This is a genomic window from Nocardia sp. NPDC006044, from assembly GCF_042871115.1.
Taxonomy (GTDB): domain Bacteria; phylum Actinomycetota; class Actinomycetes; order Mycobacteriales; family Mycobacteriaceae; genus Nocardia.
Map to the genome: position 1 here is coordinate 2,042,116 of NZ_JBIAID010000001.1, position 19,636 is coordinate 2,061,751.

The 19,636-nt window shown below is 68.8% G+C and carries 16 protein-coding genes; 12 read left to right on the plus strand and 4 right to left on the minus strand.

What is annotated here, in order from left to right:
- The first annotated feature begins 8 nt into the window (after positions 1 to 8).
- Both ACFYO1_RS09695 and ACFYO1_RS09700 read left to right on the plus strand, forming a co-directional pair.
- Positions 9 to 1,070: a ferrochelatase gene (locus tag ACFYO1_RS09695; protein WP_387228843.1), complete on the plus strand. Its 1,062-nt coding sequence runs from the start codon at positions 9 to 11 to the stop codon at positions 1,068 to 1,070.
- Between the two features lie 70 nt (positions 1,071 to 1,140).
- Positions 1,141 to 1,614 (plus strand): hypothetical protein, encoded by a 474-nt coding sequence (locus tag ACFYO1_RS09700; protein ID WP_387228844.1) that lies wholly within the window; start codon positions 1,141 to 1,143, stop codon positions 1,612 to 1,614.
- A gap of 153 nt (positions 1,615 to 1,767) precedes the next feature.
- On the opposite strand, the gene ACFYO1_RS09705 is transcribed toward ACFYO1_RS09700, so the two are convergent.
- The 3 genes from ACFYO1_RS09705 to ACFYO1_RS09715 form a co-directional block, all read right to left on the minus strand.
- Entirely contained in the window at positions 1,768 to 2,520 is a 753-nt protein-coding gene (locus tag ACFYO1_RS09705; protein ID WP_387228847.1) for a S1 family peptidase, read from the minus strand.
- Between the two features lie 697 nt (positions 2,521 to 3,217).
- Complete coding sequence (locus ACFYO1_RS09710; protein ID WP_387228849.1) at positions 3,218 to 4,033, minus strand: hypothetical protein; 816 nt, start codon at positions 4,031 to 4,033, stop codon at positions 3,218 to 3,220.
- Between the two features lie 90 nt (positions 4,034 to 4,123).
- A complete protein-coding gene (locus tag ACFYO1_RS09715) occupies positions 4,124 to 4,951 on the minus strand; it encodes a DUF3097 domain-containing protein (protein ID WP_387228852.1) in 828 nt (275 codons plus the stop codon).
- Positions 4,952 to 5,072: 121 nt separating this feature from the next.
- Here ACFYO1_RS09715 and ACFYO1_RS09720 point away from each other — a divergent pair, with 121 nt between their 5' ends.
- The 10 genes from ACFYO1_RS09720 to ACFYO1_RS09765 all read left to right on the plus strand — a co-directional run bounded on the left by ACFYO1_RS09720 (position 5,073) and on the right by ACFYO1_RS09765 (position 19,028).
- Positions 5,073 to 5,504, plus strand: coding sequence for an NfeD family protein (locus ACFYO1_RS09720; protein ID WP_387228854.1), 432 nt, complete (start codon positions 5,073 to 5,075; stop codon positions 5,502 to 5,504).
- Entirely contained in the window at positions 5,504 to 6,817 is a 1,314-nt protein-coding gene (locus ACFYO1_RS09725) for an SPFH domain-containing protein (RefSeq protein WP_387228856.1), read from the plus strand. The genes ACFYO1_RS09720 and ACFYO1_RS09725 overlap by 1 nt, the downstream gene beginning before the upstream one ends.
- A 61-nt stretch (positions 6,818 to 6,878) precedes the next feature.
- Positions 6,879 to 8,147: an ABC transporter substrate-binding protein gene (locus ACFYO1_RS09730; RefSeq protein WP_387228858.1), complete on the plus strand. Its 1,269-nt coding sequence runs from the start codon at positions 6,879 to 6,881 to the stop codon at positions 8,145 to 8,147.
- Complete coding sequence (locus ACFYO1_RS09735) at positions 8,147 to 9,985, plus strand: hypothetical protein (RefSeq protein ID WP_387228860.1); 1,839 nt, start codon at positions 8,147 to 8,149, stop codon at positions 9,983 to 9,985. Before ACFYO1_RS09730 ends, ACFYO1_RS09735 begins: the two co-directional genes overlap by 1 nt.
- Before the next feature lie 122 nt (positions 9,986 to 10,107).
- Positions 10,108 to 11,748, plus strand: a complete 1,641-nt coding sequence (locus ACFYO1_RS09740) for a tetratricopeptide repeat protein (protein ID WP_387228861.1) — start codon at positions 10,108 to 10,110, stop codon at positions 11,746 to 11,748.
- Positions 11,749 to 11,937: 189 nt separating this feature from the next.
- Entirely contained in the window at positions 11,938 to 12,612 is a 675-nt protein-coding gene (locus ACFYO1_RS09745; RefSeq protein ID WP_387228863.1) for an O-methyltransferase, read from the plus strand.
- 254 nt (positions 12,613 to 12,866) lie between these two features.
- A complete protein-coding gene (locus ACFYO1_RS09750) occupies positions 12,867 to 14,126 on the plus strand; it encodes a cytochrome P450 (RefSeq protein WP_387228864.1) in 1,260 nt (419 codons plus the stop codon).
- On the plus strand, positions 14,123 to 15,139 hold the full coding sequence (locus ACFYO1_RS09755; protein WP_387228866.1) for a TIGR03617 family F420-dependent LLM class oxidoreductase: 1,017 nt from the start codon (positions 14,123 to 14,125) through the stop codon (positions 15,137 to 15,139). Before ACFYO1_RS09750 ends, ACFYO1_RS09755 begins: the two co-directional genes overlap by 4 nt.
- The gene (locus tag ACFYO1_RS09760; RefSeq protein WP_387228868.1) at positions 15,136 to 15,990 is read left to right on the plus strand and encodes an enoyl-CoA hydratase/isomerase family protein; all 855 of its coding nucleotides are present in this window, start codon (positions 15,136 to 15,138) and stop codon (positions 15,988 to 15,990) included. Before ACFYO1_RS09755 ends, ACFYO1_RS09760 begins: the two co-directional genes overlap by 4 nt.
- Before the next feature lie 314 nt (positions 15,991 to 16,304).
- Positions 16,305 to 19,028, plus strand: coding sequence for an acyl-CoA dehydrogenase family protein (locus tag ACFYO1_RS09765; protein WP_387231803.1), 2,724 nt, complete (start codon positions 16,305 to 16,307; stop codon positions 19,026 to 19,028).
- 4 nt (positions 19,029 to 19,032) lie between these two features.
- On the opposite strand, the gene ACFYO1_RS09770 is transcribed toward ACFYO1_RS09765, so the two are convergent.
- The gene (locus ACFYO1_RS09770) at positions 19,033 to 19,614 is read right to left on the minus strand and encodes a TetR/AcrR family transcriptional regulator (protein WP_387228870.1); all 582 of its coding nucleotides are present in this window, start codon (positions 19,612 to 19,614) and stop codon (positions 19,033 to 19,035) included.
- Positions 19,615 to 19,636 lie beyond the last annotated feature (22 nt).

Consider the following 19,636-nt stretch of genomic DNA (forward strand, 5'->3'; position numbering starts at 1 on the left):
AGGGCATTGTGGTTCGGACTGCTGACGCGCTGTTGCTGCTGTCCTTCGGCGGTCCGGAGCGCCCCGAGGACGTGATGCCGTTCCTGGAGAACGTCACTCGGGGCCGGGGAGTGCCGCGCGAACGGCTCGAAGAGGTCGCCGAGCACTACCTGCACTTCGGCGGAGTCTCGCCGATCAACGCGCTCAACCGGGACATCATCGCGGCGGTCGAGGCCGAATTGGCCACGGCCGGAATAGATCTCCCGGTGTACTTCGGTAACCGGAATTGGGCTCCGATGGTGGAGGACACCGTCGCGCGGATGGCCGCCGACGGTGTTCGTTCGGCTCTGGTGTTCCCCACGTCGGCGTGGGGTGGGTACTCGGGATGCCTGCAGTATCACGAGGACATCACCAGGGCGCGAACCGCTTTCGGCGCCGACGCGCCGGATCTGGTCAAGCTGCGGCAATACTTCGATCATCCGCTGTTGATTGAGGCCTTCGCCGACGCGATTCGCGCGGCGCGGGAAGAACTTCCGGAGCAACGGCGCGATGGTGCTCGGCTCGTGTTCACCGCGCACTCCATCCCGATCAGCGCCGACACCGCCGCGGGACCGCCCGCCGACGGTGGGCATCTGTACAGCCGCCAGGTCGCCGAGGCGGCCCGACTAGCCGCCGCCGCAACCGGTTTCACCGATTACGACGTCGTCTGGCAGTCGCGCTCCGGGCCGCCGCAGGTGCCGTGGCTCGACCCGGACATCGTCGATCATCTCGATGATCTCGCCGCCAAGAACGTCGAGGCGGTCATCGTCTGCCCGGTCGGTTTCGTCTCCGATCACCTCGAGGTGATCTGGGACCTGGACAACGAGGCGAAGGAGAAGGCCGCCGAACTCGGGATCGCCTTCGCCCGCGCCGCCACCCCGGGCACCGACCCGCGCTTCGCGCGGCTGGTCGTCGAACTGATCGACGAGCAGTTGAACGACACCGCGTCCCGGCACCTCGGCGAGGTTCCCGGCTACGGCTGCACGCTGAACGGCACGCCCTGCGCCATCGGTTGCTGTGCGCCGCAGCGCCGTCCAGCGGTCGCCGAGTGAGGCGAATCGGGTTGCGATAGCATCGCTTCGCCTTCGGAGAAAGCCGAAGCGGGGCGAAAGATGAACTTGAATGATCTATACCGAAATGTTGACCACCGGGCTGCTCGATCCGCAGGTCTGGTCCGACCAGAGCGTCTGGGCGGCGGGGCTCGAGACCAGTGAGGCCCGGCGCCGCAGCCATGGGGGGAGCAGCGGCGGTTCCTGGGTGGTCGGGTTCGTGTGTCTGGGCCTGGTTTTGGTCGGCATCGTGGTGCTCGTGGTGATCTCGCGCAAGAAGAACTCGAATCAGCAGCAGACGCAGTTCCCGCAGCAGCACAATGCGCCGCAGCCGTATCAGCAGCCGTATGGCGGGCAGCAATACCCGGGTCAGCAGCAGCAGTATCCCGGTCAGCAGCCGTATCCGGCTCAGCAGCAGTATTCGCCGCAGCAGTATCAGGGGCAGCAGCCCTACCCGGGGCAGCAGTACGCGCCGCAGCAGCAGTATCAGCAGCCGTACACGCCCCAGCAGCCGCAGCAGCAGTACCCGCCGCAGCCGTATCAGTAGCCAGCCGCGCTGAGCTGACGCTCACGTAGCGGGTGTCGGCCGGTCGGCTCTGCTCTGGCAGGGCACTGGCCAATTCGCACCATTTCTGATTTCCCGCACCGAGAATTGCATGCGATTTTCGGTGCGGGGAATCAAAAGGCGTGCGGTTGTGGCTCAGAACCCGACGGCGGACAGCTTCGTGTAGACACCCGGGAAGCCTGGGCGGGCGGCGCCCTTGCCCCATGAGGTGAGGCCGGCCAGTTGACCGTCGACCAGAAGCGGGCCGCCGCTGTCGTATTCGGCGGTGTCGGCTGCGGGGGAGCCGGCGCACAGCATCTCGTTCGGATCGAACGCGGAGCCGTACGCGGCGGCGCAGTCGGCGTCCGGGACGAGCGGGACATTGGCGCTGCGCAGGTGGGTGTTCGATTCGTCGGATTCCGAGGTCGCGCCCCAGCCGAGAATCGTTCCGGTGTTCCCTTGTGCGGCGGCGACTTTCACGAACGGACCGGGTTGCGGGCGGTCCAAGGTGAGGATGGCCAGATCGTTGTGATGCACGGTCTCGCCGTCGAAGTCGGTGTCGTAGAAACCCGGGTGAATCCGAATGTCCTTGACGTGCACCTTGACCCCATCGGAGTCGCGTAAGTCGGTGCGGCCGAAGGTAACCGTGACCGCCTGAGCGACCGGTTGCGCGAGCGACACACAGTGCGCCGCAGTGAGCACCTGATCGGGCGCGATCAGCGCGCCACCGCAGAACTGCCCCGATGGCCTGGTGAAGAACAGGGGGCTGCCCACCGCGCCGAGCCACGGGTAGGTGCTCGCCTCGGCCTCGGTACCACCGACGATCGCCGCAGCCGGCGCCGCGGCAGGCAAGCCGAGCGCGATCAACGCGGCGACCAGAGTCGCGGCACCGCGACGCGAGAGTTGCATGTCATACCACCTGCTGAGTGGGCCGGAAGGTCGATTCATTCAAGCAGAAATATCGCCGCGACGACCGTTTCACTGGGGCACGCCTACACGGATACCACGAGCGATCGCGCGTCCGCACCAGACAGCGTCTCAGCGATGTCGTTGCGACCAGGGAGGGGCGTTATCGCAACTAGGCGCAGACGCAATCACGATGAGGGGGCGCTGCCGCGATGGGACCGGGCGCTATCGGGATAGGAACAACCGCTACCGCGACGGGAAGTGGGTATCGCGATGAGGAGCGGGCCTATTGCGACGCCGCAGTGAGTGCTGCTGCGACGGATAGCGATGCTGTCGATGTGGCGGACGGGTGCAGTCACGCTAAGGCAGCGGTGCTTTCGCAACCAAGAGTTGTGCTATCGCGATCAGGCGGCATTCGAATTCACTGGAGTTGCCGGCCGCCGCGTGAATGACCGCCAGTAGTGCGGCGCGGATCGTCCCACAGGGTGAGCGGGGCCCATTGCGACGTTGGCGGGAGTGGTGCTGCGATAGGTGGCGGGTGCTGTCGCGGTAGAGGGGCGGGCGCTATCGCGATGGGGAAGCGGGTCTATTGCGATGTCGGAATGGATGCTGCTGTGATCCGCGACGGGTACCTCTGCGGTAGTGAAGGGACCATCGCGATCGGGCGGCGGGCGTCATCGCGATCGGGCGGCGCATGAACTCACGGTGTGCTGCGGGCGGCTGCGTGGATGGCTACCAGGCGGGCGGCGCGGATTGCGTCCCAGAGTGGGCGTAGTAGGGACTCCTGGGCGCCGATGGCGCTTGCGGAGGTTGGTGAGGATGCTGGTTCGCGTTGGGCCACAGTGAGTATCGCCGCTACGTGGTCGGCGGTGTCGAGAATCTTTCTGGCCCGCAACGGGATCGAGTCCGGATAGTCGTGCCGGGAGTAGTCGGCGAGTTCGGCCTCGATGAGCTCGCGCGGATCCGAGTCCGCGGAACCGACCGACGTGGTGTGCAGTTGCATCAGTGCGTCGGCCGCGTCGCGGACCGCTTCGCGCATCGCGTATTCGGCTTCACCGAGCGACATGTCCTGCCCCGGCGCCGGCGGGATCGGCGTGCTGTAGACGGACCACTGCAACGTGTCCTCGTCGGTCCACTGCGGGATCAGGCCGGTGCCCTCGGCGCCGGGCACCCCGATCAGCAGGCCCTCCTCCGCCTCGATCGCGTCGGCGGCGAAGGCGGTGCCTGCGGGCAGGCCGCGCACGTCGCCGGGCACCGGCAGCACCAGGCGCAGCTGCGCGCCGGGCTCGGCCATGCTTTCCCGAATCACCTTGAGCAGCGCCATCATTCCGGTGCCGGGCAGGTTGCCCCTGGACGACCAGGGCAGGTCCGTCCGACCACCCGTGACGGGATCACCGGCGGCGATGGTGTGCTGGGGCGCCCACGCGTGCAGGGCCTCCAACACGTCGTCGGGCGCGCTGCAGCCGGCCAGCCAGGAGCCGGCCCACACCGTCAGCGTGGCACTAGGAGAGCACATAATTATCGAGCATAAAGGGTGACGGTTATTCGCGGGCATTCCCGGAAAGGGCATTCCTGAGCAGCGGCGCGAGCGACCAGGTCGGCCGGGTTATTCCGGTTCTGTGACGAAGTCGATGAGCCGCTCGACCGCGCCGATGAGCGGAGCCTCCAAGTCGCGGAAGGACTCCACCGAGCCGTACACCCGCCGCCAGCCGTCCTGCGGGGTGCCCCAGCCGAGCCGATTGCAAATGCCTGTTTTCCAGTCCTCGCCGCGGGGCACGTCCGGCCAGGCCTCGATCCCGACCGTCGCCGGCCGCACCGCCTGCCAGACATCGATGAACGGATGACCGGTGACGAGCACGTTCGGTCCCAGTCCGGTGGTGAGCTGAGTTTCCTTGGAACCGGTGACCAGATGGTCGACCAGCACTCCGACCCGGCGACCGGGTCCCGGCGCGAACTCGGTGAGCCGCTCGCCGAGATTGTCCAGGCCTTCCAGATGTTCGACGACCACGCCTTCGACCCGCAGATCGTGTCCCCACACCCGCTCGACCAGCGCCGCGTCGTGCACGCCCTCCACCCAGATCCGGCTGGTCCTGGCGACCCGCGCGCGCAAGCCCTCCACCCGGGTGGAGCCGGAGGCCGAACGTGTCTCCTTCTTCGGCGCGGTGGCCGTCGGCCGGACCAGGGTGACCGGCTCGCCGTCGATCAGGAACGCGGCCTCGCGCATCGCGAAGAGCCGCACCGCGCCACGCGCGTCCTCGAGTTTCACGAACTCGCCGTCGTAGCTGCGATCGAAACCGACCACGGCGCCGCAGAATCCGGTCGCCGCGTCCTCCACGACCAGGTCGCGGTCCGCGGTCACCCGCGGCACCACCCGCTTTCTGGCGCGTGCGTGGCCGGCGAAGATGTCGCCGCCATAGCTGTCATGTCCGCTCACCCGCCCGAACCTAGCAGGCGGGGAAGCACATTCGACCCGCGCACGCGGCGCGGCAACTTTTGCGACACGTACCTGCGGCAAGAGCACCGGCCCGGGACGAATGCGCACTAGAGTGGGTTTCGTGGCCGCAATAGTTTGGCTGGTCGCGGGGATCCTGCTCGCGGCGGCGGAGATGCTCACCGGTGACCTGACGCTGCTCATGCTCGGTGTCGCCGCGCTGGGCACCGCGGGGGTCAGCGCGGTCGCGGATACCACGCTGGTGGGGGATGCCGTCGTCTTCGGCGTGCTCACGCTGTTGCTGTTCCTCGGCGTGCGCCCGCTGCTGCGCCGCCGTTTCGGGACGCCGCCGCCGACCCCGACGAACGTGGATGCGTTGCAAGGCAAGTCGGCGACGGTGCTGGAGCAGGTGGCCGCGCACACGGGCCAGGTGAAGCTGGGCGGCGAGGTCTGGACCGCGCGGCCGATGGACGAGTCCGAGGTTTATGAACCGGGTACGAAGGTGTATGTCATGAGGATCGAAGGCGCGACCGCCGTCGTCTGGAAGGGGCCGTAATGGCTGTACTGATCGTTGCCGCCGTACTCGTGTTGCTGATTGTGGTGGTGGTGTTCAAGTCGATCGCGCTGGTGCCGCAGGCCGAGGCGGCGGTGATCGAGCGGCTCGGCCGGTATTCGCGCACGGTGTCCGGTCAGCTGACGTTCCTGGTTCCGTTCGCCGACCGTATTCGCGCCAAGGTCGACCTGCGCGAGCGGGTGGTGTCGTTCCCGCCGCAGCCGGTGATCACCGAGGACAACCTCACCCTGCACATCGACACCGTGGTGTATTTCCAGGTCACCAGCCCGCAGGCCGCGGTCTACGAGATCAGCAACTACATCGCCGCGGTCGAGCAGCTCACCGTCACCACGCTGCGCAACGTGGTCGGCGGCATGACCCTGGAACAGACGCTGACCTCGCGCGATCAGATCAACGGCCAGCTGCGCGGCGTGCTCGACGAGGCGACCGGGCGCTGGGGCCTGCGGGTGGCGCGGGTCGAGCTGAAGAGCATCGACCCGCCCGCGTCCATCCAGGAGTCGATGGAAAAGCAGATGAAGGCCGACCGGGAGAAGCGGGCGATGATCCTCACCGCCGAGGGCACCCGGGAATCGCAGATCAAGATGGCCGAGGGCGCCAAGCAGGCGCAGGTGCTCTCCGCCGAGGGCGCCAAGCAGTCGGCGATCCTGGAGGCCGAAGGTGAACGGCAGAGCCGCATCCTGCGCGCGCAGGGTGAACGGGCCGCCTCTTACCTGCAGGCGCAGGGTCAGGCCAAGGCCATCGAAAAGGTCTTCGCCGCAATCAAGAACGGCAAGCCGACGCCGGAACTGCTTGCCTACCAATACATGCAGACGCTGCCGATGGTCGCGCGCGGTGACGCCAACAAGGTGTGGCTGGTGCCGAGCGATTTCGGCAAGGCGCTAGAGGGCTTCGCCACCAGCTTCGGCAGCAAGGGCGAGGACGGCATCTTCCGCTACGAACCGCCCGCGCCCGACGGCGAGGCGATCAAGGTGGAGGACGACTCCGAGGACGTCGCGGACTGGTTCGACACCGCGCCGGACCCGGCCATCGCCAAGGCGGTGCGCGCCGCCGAAGAGACCGCGCGCACCTCGGTGGACGGCTTGATGACCCCGCCCCCGGCCGCCCCGCGCCAGTCGACGCCGCATCAGCCGTCGCCGCATCAGCCGGTGATGCCGCCGCAGGAGGAGTTCCCGCCGCAACAGTCGCAACCGCAGCAGTTGCCGCAGCAGCAACCGCCGCAGCAGCAACCCCAGCAGTACCGCCCCGACGACCCGCACGGTCGCCCGTGGCAGCCGCCGGAGAACTTCTCGAAGTAGGCGCTCGCGCGAGGTAGGTGGGCTCCGGGGGGCTATGCGAACCAGGCGGGAACTTTTGCGAGTGGCGCTGATCGCACCGCTCGCCGCCGCCTGCGCCCCGAATCTCCTGCTCGGCAACCCCGGCGCGGTCCGCATCGGGGTGTCGTGGAGCGGGTCCGAACTCGCGGCGTTCCGCGCGGTGCTCGCTCGCCTCGACTACCGCCACGAGGTGGACGTCGTCCCGCTCGGCGACGAGATCGAGACCGCGTTCACCGCGGGCGGCCGGTCCGCACCGGACATCGTGATGCTGCCGCAGGCGGGACGGGTGCGCCCGCTCGCCGAGCAACGCAAACTGCGGCCGGTTCCGGACGCGCTGTGGTCCGACGAGCTCGGCTCGCGCTACCCGGACGTGTGGCGACAGTTGGTGCAGCACAACGGAAAACCGTACGGCGTGCCGTTCAAGGCGGCGGACAAGTCGATGGTCTGGTACGACCGCCGGCTCGTCGACCAGCACGGCCTCGGCGACCCGGTCGGCTGGACCCTCGCCGACTGGCTCGACCGCATGGAGGTACTCGCCGAGACCCCCGTGCGGCTGCTCGCCCTCGGCGCCGCGGACGGCTGGGTACTCACCGACGTGTTCGAGAACGCGTTGCTCGCCGAGTCGCCGCGGATCTACGACGAGGTGGCCACCGGCCGCAACGATCGCACCTGGGAGAGCCCCGCGGTGCGGGCGGCGTTCGGCCACCTCGGCTCGCTGTGGGGACATCGGCACGCGTTTCCCGGCGGCATCGCCTCGGCGTTGACCCGCCAATTTCCGGACGCCGTCCGCGAGGTATTCGAGCACCGGCGGGCGGTGATGGTCGTGGCGCCGGACTTCGCCGAACCGATCGTCCTGGCCGCCGTGCGCCGCTCCGGGCGGCGGCCCGAAGACGTGGTCGGCGTGGCCGCCTTCCCCGCCGTCGCCGCCGGGCAGGATCCGCCGCGGATCGTCGGCGGCGACGTGATGGTGGTGACCGAGTCCGCCTCCGATCGCGCCATGGACCTGGTCAAGGCGCTCGCCGACCCGGCCGCGCCATTGCCGTGGATCAAGGACTACGGCGGCTTCATGGCCCCGAATCTGCGGACGGACGCACAGTATTCGCGGTTCCTCGAACCGGCGGCCCGCGCTCTCGGTACCCGCACCGCCTTCGACCTGTCCGATCGGATCGGCGCGGTCGGTGGCCGAAACGGGTTGTGGCGCATACTGACCGACTTCCTGATCGCGGTCGGCGACGGGCAGATCGAACGACTCGACGAGGCGACCGATCGGGCGATCGTCGCGCTCGACGCGGTGGACCGGGGGCGGCGATGATGCCCGAATATCGACCACATGGGCTGGCATTGGAGCTGGCCACCCGGCGGATGCGCGGGCCGCTGGTCGCAGGGACCCATCCGCGGCGATGGGTCGGCTGGGCCGCCGGGTTGCCCGCGATCGTGCTGACGGTGTCGCTGATCGCGGTGCCGGTGGTGTGGACCGTGGTGCTCGCGGTGCGGGCGCGTCCGCTGCTGGTCGGCTCGTGTGTGCTGGCCGCGGCCGGTGCGGTCGGCTTGACCCTGCTCGTCCGGCACCGATCCCATCTGGAATTTCGGGTGGGACCGGTGCCGATCCCGGGCGGGCTCGTGGTCGCCGGGCTGTGGCCGATCCCGAGCGCACCGCTGGTCGCGGGCTTGTGGTTGCTCGGCGCCGCACTGGGGCGCGACGGCGGCTGGGCCTATCTGCGCACGCTGGTCTGGGTGCTGTTCGGGGTGGTGCTGCTGGCGGTCGCTATGGGGATCGCTTGGTGGGGAAGGGATTCGCGGTGGTTGTGGCGGCCGTTGATCGTGCCGTTCGGGATTTCCGCGGTGGTCTCCGGTGTCGCCTTTCGGTTGATCTTCCAGTACCTCGGCGACCGGCTCGGGATCGAAAGCGTTGGGCTGTACCGGTTCTGGTTCGCGGCGATGCTGGGTTCCGCGTTCCTGTGGACTTGGCTCGGCTTCGTCACCGGGCTGTTCCGCGCCGGAATCCACGCCATCGAGACCGATCCGGCGCGTGTCGGTGATCTGCCTCACGGGGGCAAGCTGTTGCCGTTGCGGCTCTATGTCCTGTTGCGCCCGGTGGTACTGATCGCCGGGCTGGCCGTCGGCGTCGCCGCGGCGAGGGTGTTCGACGTGGTGCTGATCGGGGTGCCGGGTTCGATGCAGTATCAGATCGACAGCGCGACCGTGCACTGGTGGCGGTTGGCGGTCGACTCCGATGTCGACGCCGGCGTGGCGGCGGCCTACGGGTTTCCGCTCGCGGTGCTGGTCGGATTCCTGGGCTGGCTGCTGCAACACGACGTGGGTAAACACCGGACCGCGCCGGCCGAACGGACGGCCCCGGCCGCGTGGCAACCGCCGAGGCCATTGCGGATCCTCGGGATGCTTGCGGTGTCGGGGGTGGCGTTGTTCCCGATAGTCGCGCTGGTCCTGACCATGCTCCAGGACGGGAACGGCTGGGGCTTCGGCGCGTTCACGCGCATGTGGCGCGATCCCGCGTTGCTGCGGTCACTGGAGACGACGGCGTGGGTGGCCGCCCTCACCACCCTGGTCGTGGTGGCCGCGGCGGTGCCGGTCGCGTACCGCCTCGCGGCCCTGCGACCGAACCGTCCCGCCGCGAGCACGGCGGTGGTTTTCCTGGTCGTGCTCGCGGTGCTGCCGGTGCAGAGCTACCTCGGTCCGGTGAACGCCTTCATCGACGGTTACGGTCTGTCCGGCACCCGAATCCCGTTGATCCTGCTGCATGCCGCGGCCGGTCTGCCGGTCGCCATCCTCGTCCTGCGCGGCGCTCTGCTCGCCCCACCAGGCAGCCCGGCCGCCGACGCGCTGCACGGCCTGGCCGGTCCGGGCACGATCGCCCGGCGGGTACTGACCTCGGCGGGCCCGGCTCTCGTCGCGGTCGCGGTGCTCGAATTCGTCCAGGTCTGGAACGATTTCGTGATCGGGCTCCTGATCAGCGGCGCGGGCGCGACCCCGTGGTCGCTGCTGCTCTGGGGCGAAGCACGTCAATTCGGCGAGAACTCGGCGCAATTGGCGGCCGGTGCGCTGATGTCGGCGATCCTTCCGGTAGCCCTGGTGCTGGCGACGTGGCGGCGCTGGCTCGTCCCCGGCCTGACCGGCGGAGCATTGCGATGAGTCAGCCTGGGGGACAGGAACACCGCGAGCACGGCGGACCTGCGCGACCCGATGAGCCCTCGCCGGTGGCACCGAGCACACCGAGATCGTCTGTCTGGCAAGGGTTTCTAGGCACGGCCTCGGTGGTTGCGTATGCGTTGTTGTTCGAGCTGGCGCGCAATCTGGTATTGAATTCGCTCGGGGAGAGCCCGGCGGTCAAGTTTGCGGCCGGGACGTTGCGGTGGTTGTCGGTGCTCGTCATTGCCGCGGCGGCGGTCTATGTGGGGTATCGGTTCGTGCAGCGGTATCGCGAAAAGATCCGCACGGCAAACGAACTCGAGCTGATCGCGGATCTGGTCGAACCCGGCGCGGAGGTCGTTGCGGCGAACCCGGACCCGAACCCGGCCCCGAACCCCGACCCCGATCCGGCGTGGACCGATGAGGCGATGGCGGTGGTACGGGATCTGGGCGTGCGTGAATTCGAAGCGGCTGCCCTGCTTGCCGTGTTGACCGCTGTACGTGAAGCACCGGCCCGGCGGACCGCGGCACCCGGTGCACAGGATGAGCCGCCGTCGACTGCCGAAGTGCTGCTCCGCCAATTACTGGAGCACAGTCCGCCAAGAGTGAAAATCGTTGGTGCGCAGCGTTATCGATTGGCCATAGTGCCTCGGTGGCCGGAACCTGACGAGGTGTTCGAGGGAGCGCGGTGGCCGACGGCCGTGACCGCACTGGCGCACTACTACGCCGAGCTGTCGACCCGCTGGGCATTCGCGCTGGATTCGGTGCGTTTCGCCGCGGGGGCGCGACGCTGGTTCGGGGCGCACGAAGCGGACCTGAGCGGCCTGGTCTCCGCCTACGTGGACCTCGGCGAGCGGGTACCGGCGACCGCGGTTGCCGAAGTGGCGCGGATCGGAGACGCGCTGGACGGGTGGTATGCCCGAATCGGCGACGGGGAACGCCAGGCCAGGCTGGCCACCACCCTGTGTTCGGTACGCGGGATGGAAGATGTTGTGCTGCATGGCGACCTGGCGCAGCTGCGAGCGGGCCGGCTACCTGGGAAGCCGAACCGCTATCGACCCCGCAACCTGTCCACCAGCCTGTCCGCGCGATGGGAGCACCGGGAGGCGCTGCGCCTGCTCACCGACCCACCCGGTGGACTGTCCGAGCAGGATTGGCGGCGCGGCACCTTGCCCGTGGTGGCCGAGCGACTGGAGGCCGCCTGGTGGTTGCTGCCGCGCGAAGACGTGGCGGGCGAGGTCTGCGCGCTGATCAACCTGGCCGTCGTGCATCTCCGGCAGGGCCGGCTCGTCGCGGCCCAGGACCGCCTGGAACTGGCCGAATCGCTGACCCGCGGCGGCCGCGACCCGGACGGGCGTGCGCACATCCGGGAGACCATGGGCATCGTGTGGTGGGCGCGCGGTGAGTTCGGCCGCGCGGTGCGCTGCTGGCAGCAGGCGCTGACCGGCTACCGCACCTTGGCCGACGACCTCGGCACCGCCCGGTGTCTGCAACACCTCGGCTCCGCCATGGTCGTCGGCCCGGAACACGGCGGCACCCTCTTCGCCGCCGACCAACCCATCACCCACAACGAAGTTCGACGCCAAGCCAGTGGCTGGCTGTTCGAAGCCCACCGCCTGCACCGCCGGTACCGCCTGCATGATCGGAACACCGAGTGCTACGCCGAAGGCTATATCGAAAAAGCTCGTTCGAGCCTGGCCGGTACCAATCTGACCGTCTTGGGCCACATCGACCGCTGGCCCCTTCCGGTCGGTGACCCGCACTGATCCGTAACCGTCCATGATCGACGCGCCCTGGTGCCGAGTCGTGCTCGGCTCCAGCGAATCCGCGTTCGCCCGGGATCCACGCGAGCTTCAGCGCCGAGGCCGGGTGTCGGTCCTGGGCCGGGTGTCTCGTTGATCATGAACGGGTCCGATCTCGGCGAGGACGCCGGTTTCGGTGGCAGACTGCGAGGTATGACGACTACCGAATGGGGCGATGTAGACAGCTACATCGTGGACACTCTGGTGCGCGATGCCGACACCGCGGCGGCGTTGACGGCGAATGCGGCCGCGCGGCTGCCTGCGATCGATGTGTCTCCGCCGCAGGGGAAGTTTCTGTATCTGCTCGCGCTGACGGCGCGGGCGCGGCGGGTGCTGGAGATCGGCACCCTCGGCGGGTACAGCACGATCTGGCTCGCGCGCGCGGTCGGCGAGAAGGGGCAGGTGGTGACCCTGGAATTCCAGCAGGAGCACGCCGAGTTCGCGCGCAAGAACTTGGACAACGCGGGGGTGGGCGAGCGGGTCGATATTCGAGTCGGCGCGGCGCTGGACAGCCTCCCGGTGCTTGCGCAGGAGGGGCAGGAACCGTTCGACCTGGTGTTCATCGACGCAGACAAGGTCAACAACTCGAACTACGTCCGGTGGGCGCTGAAACTGACCCGTCCGGGTTCGGTGATCATCGTCGACAACGTCGTCCGCAAAGGTGGTCTCGCCGACTCGGTTTCGGAGGACGAGATGATCCGCGCCAGCCGCGCCGTCGTCGAACTGCTCGCCGCCGAGCCGACTCTGGAAGCGACCGTCGTGCAGACCGTCGGCAGCAAGGGCTGGGACGGGTTCGCGTATGCGGTGGTGAAGGGTGACACGGACTGAGGCTGTCTGATCGCGTTCGCCGGCGCGGGAGGATGCGCGTCCAGCGCCTGACACCGGCGGCGAGCGGCTGGGCGAGCGACCGACGCTGTGGTCAAGCCGATTTCGATGATTTCGCTGATCGACCCGGGCGGCGTCCCGCTGAGTGGCATTGCCGCAACGTGGATTCCGTCCGGCGGTGCATACTTACGTAACAGGTCGTAACGTATTTATCGGCGGTGCTTCGCGAAGGACCGCGCGGCGGTGAGGAGTAGCTGGTGGGAGACCGTCGGATCGAATATCCGGTACCGCCTTCGGGTTTCGATGCGACCGACCCGGCACTCTGGGGCGCCGGGATCCCGGATCGGGAGCTGGCCGAGCTGCGCCGCACCGCGCCGATCTGGTGGACCCCGCAGCCGCCCGGTGTCGGTGGCTTCCCGGACGACGGCTTCTGGCTGATCACCAGGCATGCCGACGTCAAGGAGGTATCGCGGCGTAGCGACGTGTTCTCCAGTTTCGAGAACACCGCGATCCCGCGCTTCGCCGATGGTTTCACCCGCGAGCAACTCGAACTACAGCGGTTCTCGATGGTCAACCAGGACGCGCCGGAACACACCAGGTTGCGCAAGCTGGTCGCCAAGGGTTTCACGCCACGGGCCGTCAACGGCCTGCGCGCCGAGCTCGCGGCGCGGGCGGAGTCGATTGTGCTGGCGGCCGCCGCTGTCGGGTGGGGCGACTTCGTTACCCAGGTGGCGTGTGAGCTGCCGCTGCAGGCCATCGCCGAGTTGCTCGGGATACCGCAGGAAGACCGGCTGCGGGTTTTCCGCTGGTCGAATCAGATGACGGCCTACGACGATCCGGGCAACGACGCCGACCCGGTGGTCGCGGCGACCGAGATCCTCGGCTACGCCTGGCAGCTGGCCGAGGCCCGAAAGGCCTGCCCGGCAGCCGATCTCGTGACCGAGCTGGTGCGCGCCGACGCCGAGGGCGAAGCGCTGACCGCCGAGGAGTTCGGTTTCCTGGTGATCCTGCTCGCGGTCGCGGGCAACGAGACGACGCGCAACGCGATCACCCACGGCCTGCTCGGGTTTCTCGAAAACCCGGACCAATGGGCGCTGTTCAAGTCCGCCCGGCCGAAAACGGCGGCGGACGAGATCATTCGCTGGGCCACCCCGGTCTCCGCCTTTCAGCGGACGGCGCTGGCCGACACCACCATCGGCGGCGTGCGGATCGCGCAGGGGCAGCGGGTGGTGATGTCCTACCGGTCGGCCAACTTCGATGAGGCCGTGTTCGACCATCCCGACCGCTTCGATATCTCGCGTGATCCCAACCCGCACTTGTCTTTCGGCGGGACCGGCGCACACTATTGCGTCGGTGCCAACCTGGCCCGGCTGGAGGTCGAACTCATTTTCGACGCCATCGCCGATCATCTCCCCGATCTGGCCGCAGTGGGCGAACCGGAGCGGTTGCGGTCGGGCTGGATCAACGGAATCAAGAAGTGCCCGGTCGATTACCGGGCCGGAGCGGGGGCGCGATGAAGGTCGACCTGCGGCTGGACGGAAAGCTCGAAGATACCGCCGCCCGGGCTGCGGAACTGGTCGCACTCGGTGCCGACGGGTTGTTCACCTTCGAGGGCGCCAACGATGTCTTCGTGCCGCTGACCCTGGCCGCCGCCGCGGTGCGCGCGGATCTCATGTCCAATGTCGCGATCGCCTTGCCGCGCAGCCCATTGCATCTGGCGCACGTCGCCTACGACCTGCAAACCTTGAGTCACGGGCGATTCCGGCTCGGTCTCGGTTCGCAGATCCGCCCGCATATCGAAAAGCGTTACGGTGCGCAGTGGTCGGAACCGGCCGCGCGGATGCGCGAGATGGTGCTGGCGATCAAGGCGATCTTCGCGGCGTGGGAAGGCCGGGAGCCGTTGCGGTTCCGCGGGCGCTTCACCACACATACGCTGATGCCGCCGACCTTCGATCCGGGGCCCAATCCGTATGGCCCGCCGCAGGTTTGCCTCGGGGCTCTCGGTCCGCGGATGACGCGCGCCGCCGCCGAGGTCGCCGACGGGCTGCTGGTGATGCCGTTCAACAGCGCCGCGCATTTTCGCGAGCGTACCCTGCCCGCGGTGGCGGCCGGGCTGGCGGCCGCCGGGCGCGCGCCGGGCGACCTGTCGATCTACCCGCAGATCATCGTCGGGGTCGGCCGCACGCCCGACGAATTGTCCGCCGCCGCAACGGGTGTGCGCACGCTCCTGGCGTTCTACGGTTCCACGCCCGCGTACCGGCCGGTGCTCGAGGTGGAGGGCTGGGGCGGGTTGCAGCCGAAGCTGAACGTGCTGAGCAAGCAGGGCGACCGCGCCGCCATGACCGGGCTGATCGATGACGCCATGCTCACTACGCTGGCGGTGCACGGCACCCCGGAAGAATGCGCGGCGCAGATCCTGGCCCGGTTCGGTGCCCACGCCGACCGCGTCTGCTGCTACTTCCCCGGCTATCCGGTATCGAACCGCCATGTCGCAGAGCTGATTCGAGCGTTGCGGGCAGGTGCCGCGTGAGTGTGGTCCGCGCCCGGGTCGAGGACGGCGTCGGCGTGCTGACCCTGCACCGGCCCGAACGGCGCAATGCGTTCACCAGCGAAATGGGCACGGCCCTGGGGGAGTACTACCGCGCGTTCGACGCCGACGACGCGGTGCGCGTCATCGTGCTGACCGGCACGCCACCGGCGTTCTGCGCGGGTGCGGACCTCGGCGGCGGTGCGGACACCTTCGCGGCGCCGGACGACCCGGGTTTCAGTGCGTCACCGGTAGCGCCCGCCGCGTTCGACCTGCGCAAGCCGGTCATCGCGGCGATGAACGGGCATGCGATCGGCATCGGATTCACCCTCGCCCTGCAGGCCGACATTCGATTGGTCGCCGACGACGCGGCCTACGCGGTGCCCCAGGTGCGGTTCGGGATGGTGCCGGATGCCATGGCGCACTGGACCGTTCAGCACCTGACCGGCGTCGCCGTGGCGGCCGACATCCTGTTGACCGGGCGCAGGCTCGACGGTGCCGAGGTGGTCCGGCTCGGATTGGCGAGCCGATGCCTGCCCGCCGCGGAGGTGCTGCCCGCCGCGCTGGCGACGGCCCGCGAGATCGCCACCCACGTCGCGCCGCTGTCCGCCGCATTGTCCAAAAAGCTGCTGTGGGACACCGCTCGTCACGGCTATGGTCCGGCAGCGGTCGCCGCACTCGAGACCGAGTTGCACCACCGGGTGATGGGCACGTCCGATGCTGCCGAAGGTGTCCGGGCCTATCTCGAGCGCCGCGAACCGCAGTGGTCGGCGCGCGTCTCCGCTGAATTACCGGACCCCGTCACGGGAACGTCGGCGGGTGATGAGCTTGTTTCCGGCCTCGGTGAGAAGTAGTCGACGCGGAGGTCGGCGAAGTGATGGTCGTGGCAGGCGGAGGCCGACATGATCACGGCGACGCCCGCGGATTCGACGTCTGCGTAGTCCTCGCGGTGCGAGCGATCAGCGCCATGCCGTGACTTCGACGCGATCGGGGTGCGTCGATGTAACTGACTGCCAGTCAGCCTATTTCGTTCCGATCCGACGGCCATCCGGTGGCGCGTCGGGTCCTATCGACCGCTTCGTATCGCGCGAGCGGTCATCGATTCCAGCGAGGAGATCGACCGATGTCATTGGCCCTGGACGCAGACCAGCACGCGCTCGCCGAGTCCATGGCGGCGTTCGCACAGCGGCACGCGCCGCTCTCGGTGACCCGCGACCGGCTCGGCGAAGCCGATGCGCACCAACAGCTTTGGCAGCAAATTGTGCGCCAGGGCCTGCACGCCATGCATCTGCCCGAGCGTTTCGGCGGCGACGAGTGCGGCCTGGACACGCTCGCGGTGGTCGTCGAGCAATTCGGCCGGGCACTGCTCCCCGGCCCCTATCTCCCGACCATCCTGGCCGGCTCGGTAGCCGCGACCGCCGACGAAAACCACGATCTACTGGCGGCTTTCGCCGCCGGCGCAACCGGTGCACTCTGCACCGGCGGCACCCTCACCGCCCATCACCGCAACGGCGAATGGGTAGTATCCGGCCTCTCGGACCCGGCCATCGGCCTACCCACCGCATCCATGATCGTGGTAGCGGCCCAAAAGCCGGGAAGCACCGAGCCCCTCTGGTTCTGGCTCGACACCACAACCCTCAACACCGCACCCCATGCTGCCGCGACCGATGAGGCAATCCGCGCTGCCGCGTCCGGCGATGGTGTGACCAGTGATGCCGTAACTCGTGATGGGGCGATCCGTGGTGTCGTGCCTGGTGATGGGGTAGCGCGCGCTGCCGCGTCCGGCAATGGTGTGACCAGTGATGCCGTAACTCGTGATGGGGCGATCCGTGGGGTCGTGCCTGGTGATGGGGTAGCGCGCGCTGCCGCGTCCGGCGATGGTGTGACCAGTGATGCCGCAACTCGTGATGGGGCGATCCGTGGTGTCGCGCCTGGCGAAGGGGTGACTCGTGCCGCTGCGAACTTTGATGCCGCGAGTCGTGGTGCCGCAGCCCTTGATACCGCTAGCTGTGGTGCCGCAGCCTTCGACGTCGCGGCTCGTGATGCTGCGACCCTTGACGCCGTAGCTGATGACGCCGTTGCTTGTGATGTCGCCACCCTCGACGCCGCCACCCTCGACGCCGCTGCCCATGACGCTTCGGTCCGTGATTCCGCAGTCCGTGGTGCTGTGGTCTGCGCCGCCGCGACGGTCGACGGCTCGACCGGTGCCGTCGTCGCGGGGGAGTCGATCGATCTGACCAGGTCGGTCGGTCGATTGCGGCTCACGGAGCATCCGGTTGCCGCGAACTCTGTGCTGAGCGGGGTCGGTTCGGCCGACGTCGAGCTGATTCGCATCAGTCTGCTTGCGGCGGAGGCCAGTGGCATCGCGGCTTGGTGCCTCGATACGGCGGTTGGTTATGTTCGTGTTCGCACCCAATTCGGCCGGGCCGTCGGCACTTTCCAGGCCGTGCAGCATCGGGCCGCGCTGATGCTGGTGCGGGCGGAGGTGATCAAGGCGGCCGCCTGGGATGCCGCTCGTGCCGCGGGACAGCCGGCGCAGCAACGGGAGCTGGCTGCCGCGCACGCCGCGGTGGCCGCGCTTCCAGCCGTGGTGGATCAGGCGCTGGAATGCATCGGCCTGCTCGGCGCGATCGGCTTCAGCTGGGAGCACGACGCCCACCTCTACTGGCGGCGGGCGATCAGCATCGCCGCGCTCGCCGGCGCGGAGGACACGTGGGCGGACCGGCTCGGCCGGATCGCCCTGCTGGCCGAGCGGGACTTCTCGTTCGTCGAACCCGGCACACTGCCCGACCTGCGCGCGCGAGTCGGCGTCGTGCTCGACGACGTGCTGGGCATGCCGGACGACGAGCAGCCTTCCGCCGGGTGGGCGCCGCCCCGGGGCGGCGCGCGTCGCGCCCGGCTGGCGGACGCGGGATTGGTCGCTCCGCACTATCCGGCGCCGTTCGGACTCGGCGCCGGTCCGCGGGAACAGGCCGTTATCGACGCGGAGTTCCGCGGTCGCGGCCTCACGCCGCCCCGGCTGGGCATCGGTGACTGGGTGCTGCCCTCGCTGATCGCCAACGGTACTGTGGCGCAACATGATCGGTTCGTGACACCGACTCTGCGCGGCCGCATCGTCTGGTGTCAGCTGTTTTCCGAACCCGGGGCAGGTTCGGACCTCGCCGGGCTCACCACCCGGGCCGTCCGGGTCGACGGGGGATGGCGGCTGACCGGACAGAAGGTCTGGAATACCCAGGCGGCCGAGGCCGACTGGGGTGTCTGCTTGGCCCGCACCGACCCGGACGTGGCCAAACACGCTGGGCTGACCTACTTTCTGTTACCCATGCGGGCACCCGGCGTCGAGGTGCGCCGGGTTCGTCAGGCCACCGGGGTGTGGGAATTCCACGAGGTCTTCCTGGACGAGGTATTCGTGCCGGACGACTGTGTCGTCGGCGAACCCGGCGACGGTTGGCGCCTGGCGGTGGGCACGCTGTCGCACGAGCGATCCGCCATGGGCAACGCGGATTTCGGCCACGGCTCGGCGGCGCTGGTGCGCACCCTGATCGAGCGTGGCGACCACGCCTGCACCCGGGACGACGCGGTGCGGACGCTGGGCCGTAACACCGCGCGGGAATGCTCGGTGGCCGCGCTCAATCTCCGAGACGCGTTGAGCCGTATGGGTGGTAGCGAAGTCGCGGGGATCGCCAGCGTGCGCAAGGTGTTCCACGCCATCGCGCAGCGTGATGGCGCGCGGGCCGTACTCGGGCTGCTCGGTCCCCTCGGCTGCCTGGGCGGCCCGGAATTGCCCTACGCCGAGGACTATCTCGGCGTGCCCGCGGTATTGATCGGCGGAGGCACGATCGAAATCCAGCTCAATGTGATCGCGCAGCGGGTACTCGGTCTGCCGCGCTAGGCGCTCAGCTACGGCCGGTTCCGGCGAGCACGCACAGAGCGTCCGCGAGCGTCTCGGCGAAGCCGTCGTGATCGTCGCCGCCGCGCACCAAGGCATGGAAGGTTGTTGTGCCGGCGAGGATTTCGAACAGTACCTCGTGGTCGGTGCCCGCCCCGGAATCGTCTGCCCGGCGCAGCATTTCGGCGAACGCCAGCCGGACCGGGGCCCCGATGGCGAGCAGTCGCCTGCGTGCCTCCTCGGTCTGCGAATCGGCCAGCAGGCCGGGCACCCCGGAGCGGGCCGCGGGACTGGCCGCGCGGGCCAGGAAGATCCGCACCCAGGTCCGCAGGTCGGCCCGCAGGTCACCGGTTGGTTCAGGCAACTGATGCGCGCCCGGACCGTGCACCGCCTCCTCGAGCAATGCCTCTCGGCTCGGCCATCGCCGATAGATGGCCGGTGCGTTCACCCCGGCCCGGCGCGCGATGGCGGCGACGGTGGTCTGCTGATAGCCGACCTCGGCGAGCAGCCGGCGCGCGGCGACCAGTACGGCGAGATCCTTGTCGGCGTCCCGGGGCCGACCAGGACGTGGGCGCGCTTGCGAGCTCATCTGTGCATGGTAGGACGCGGCC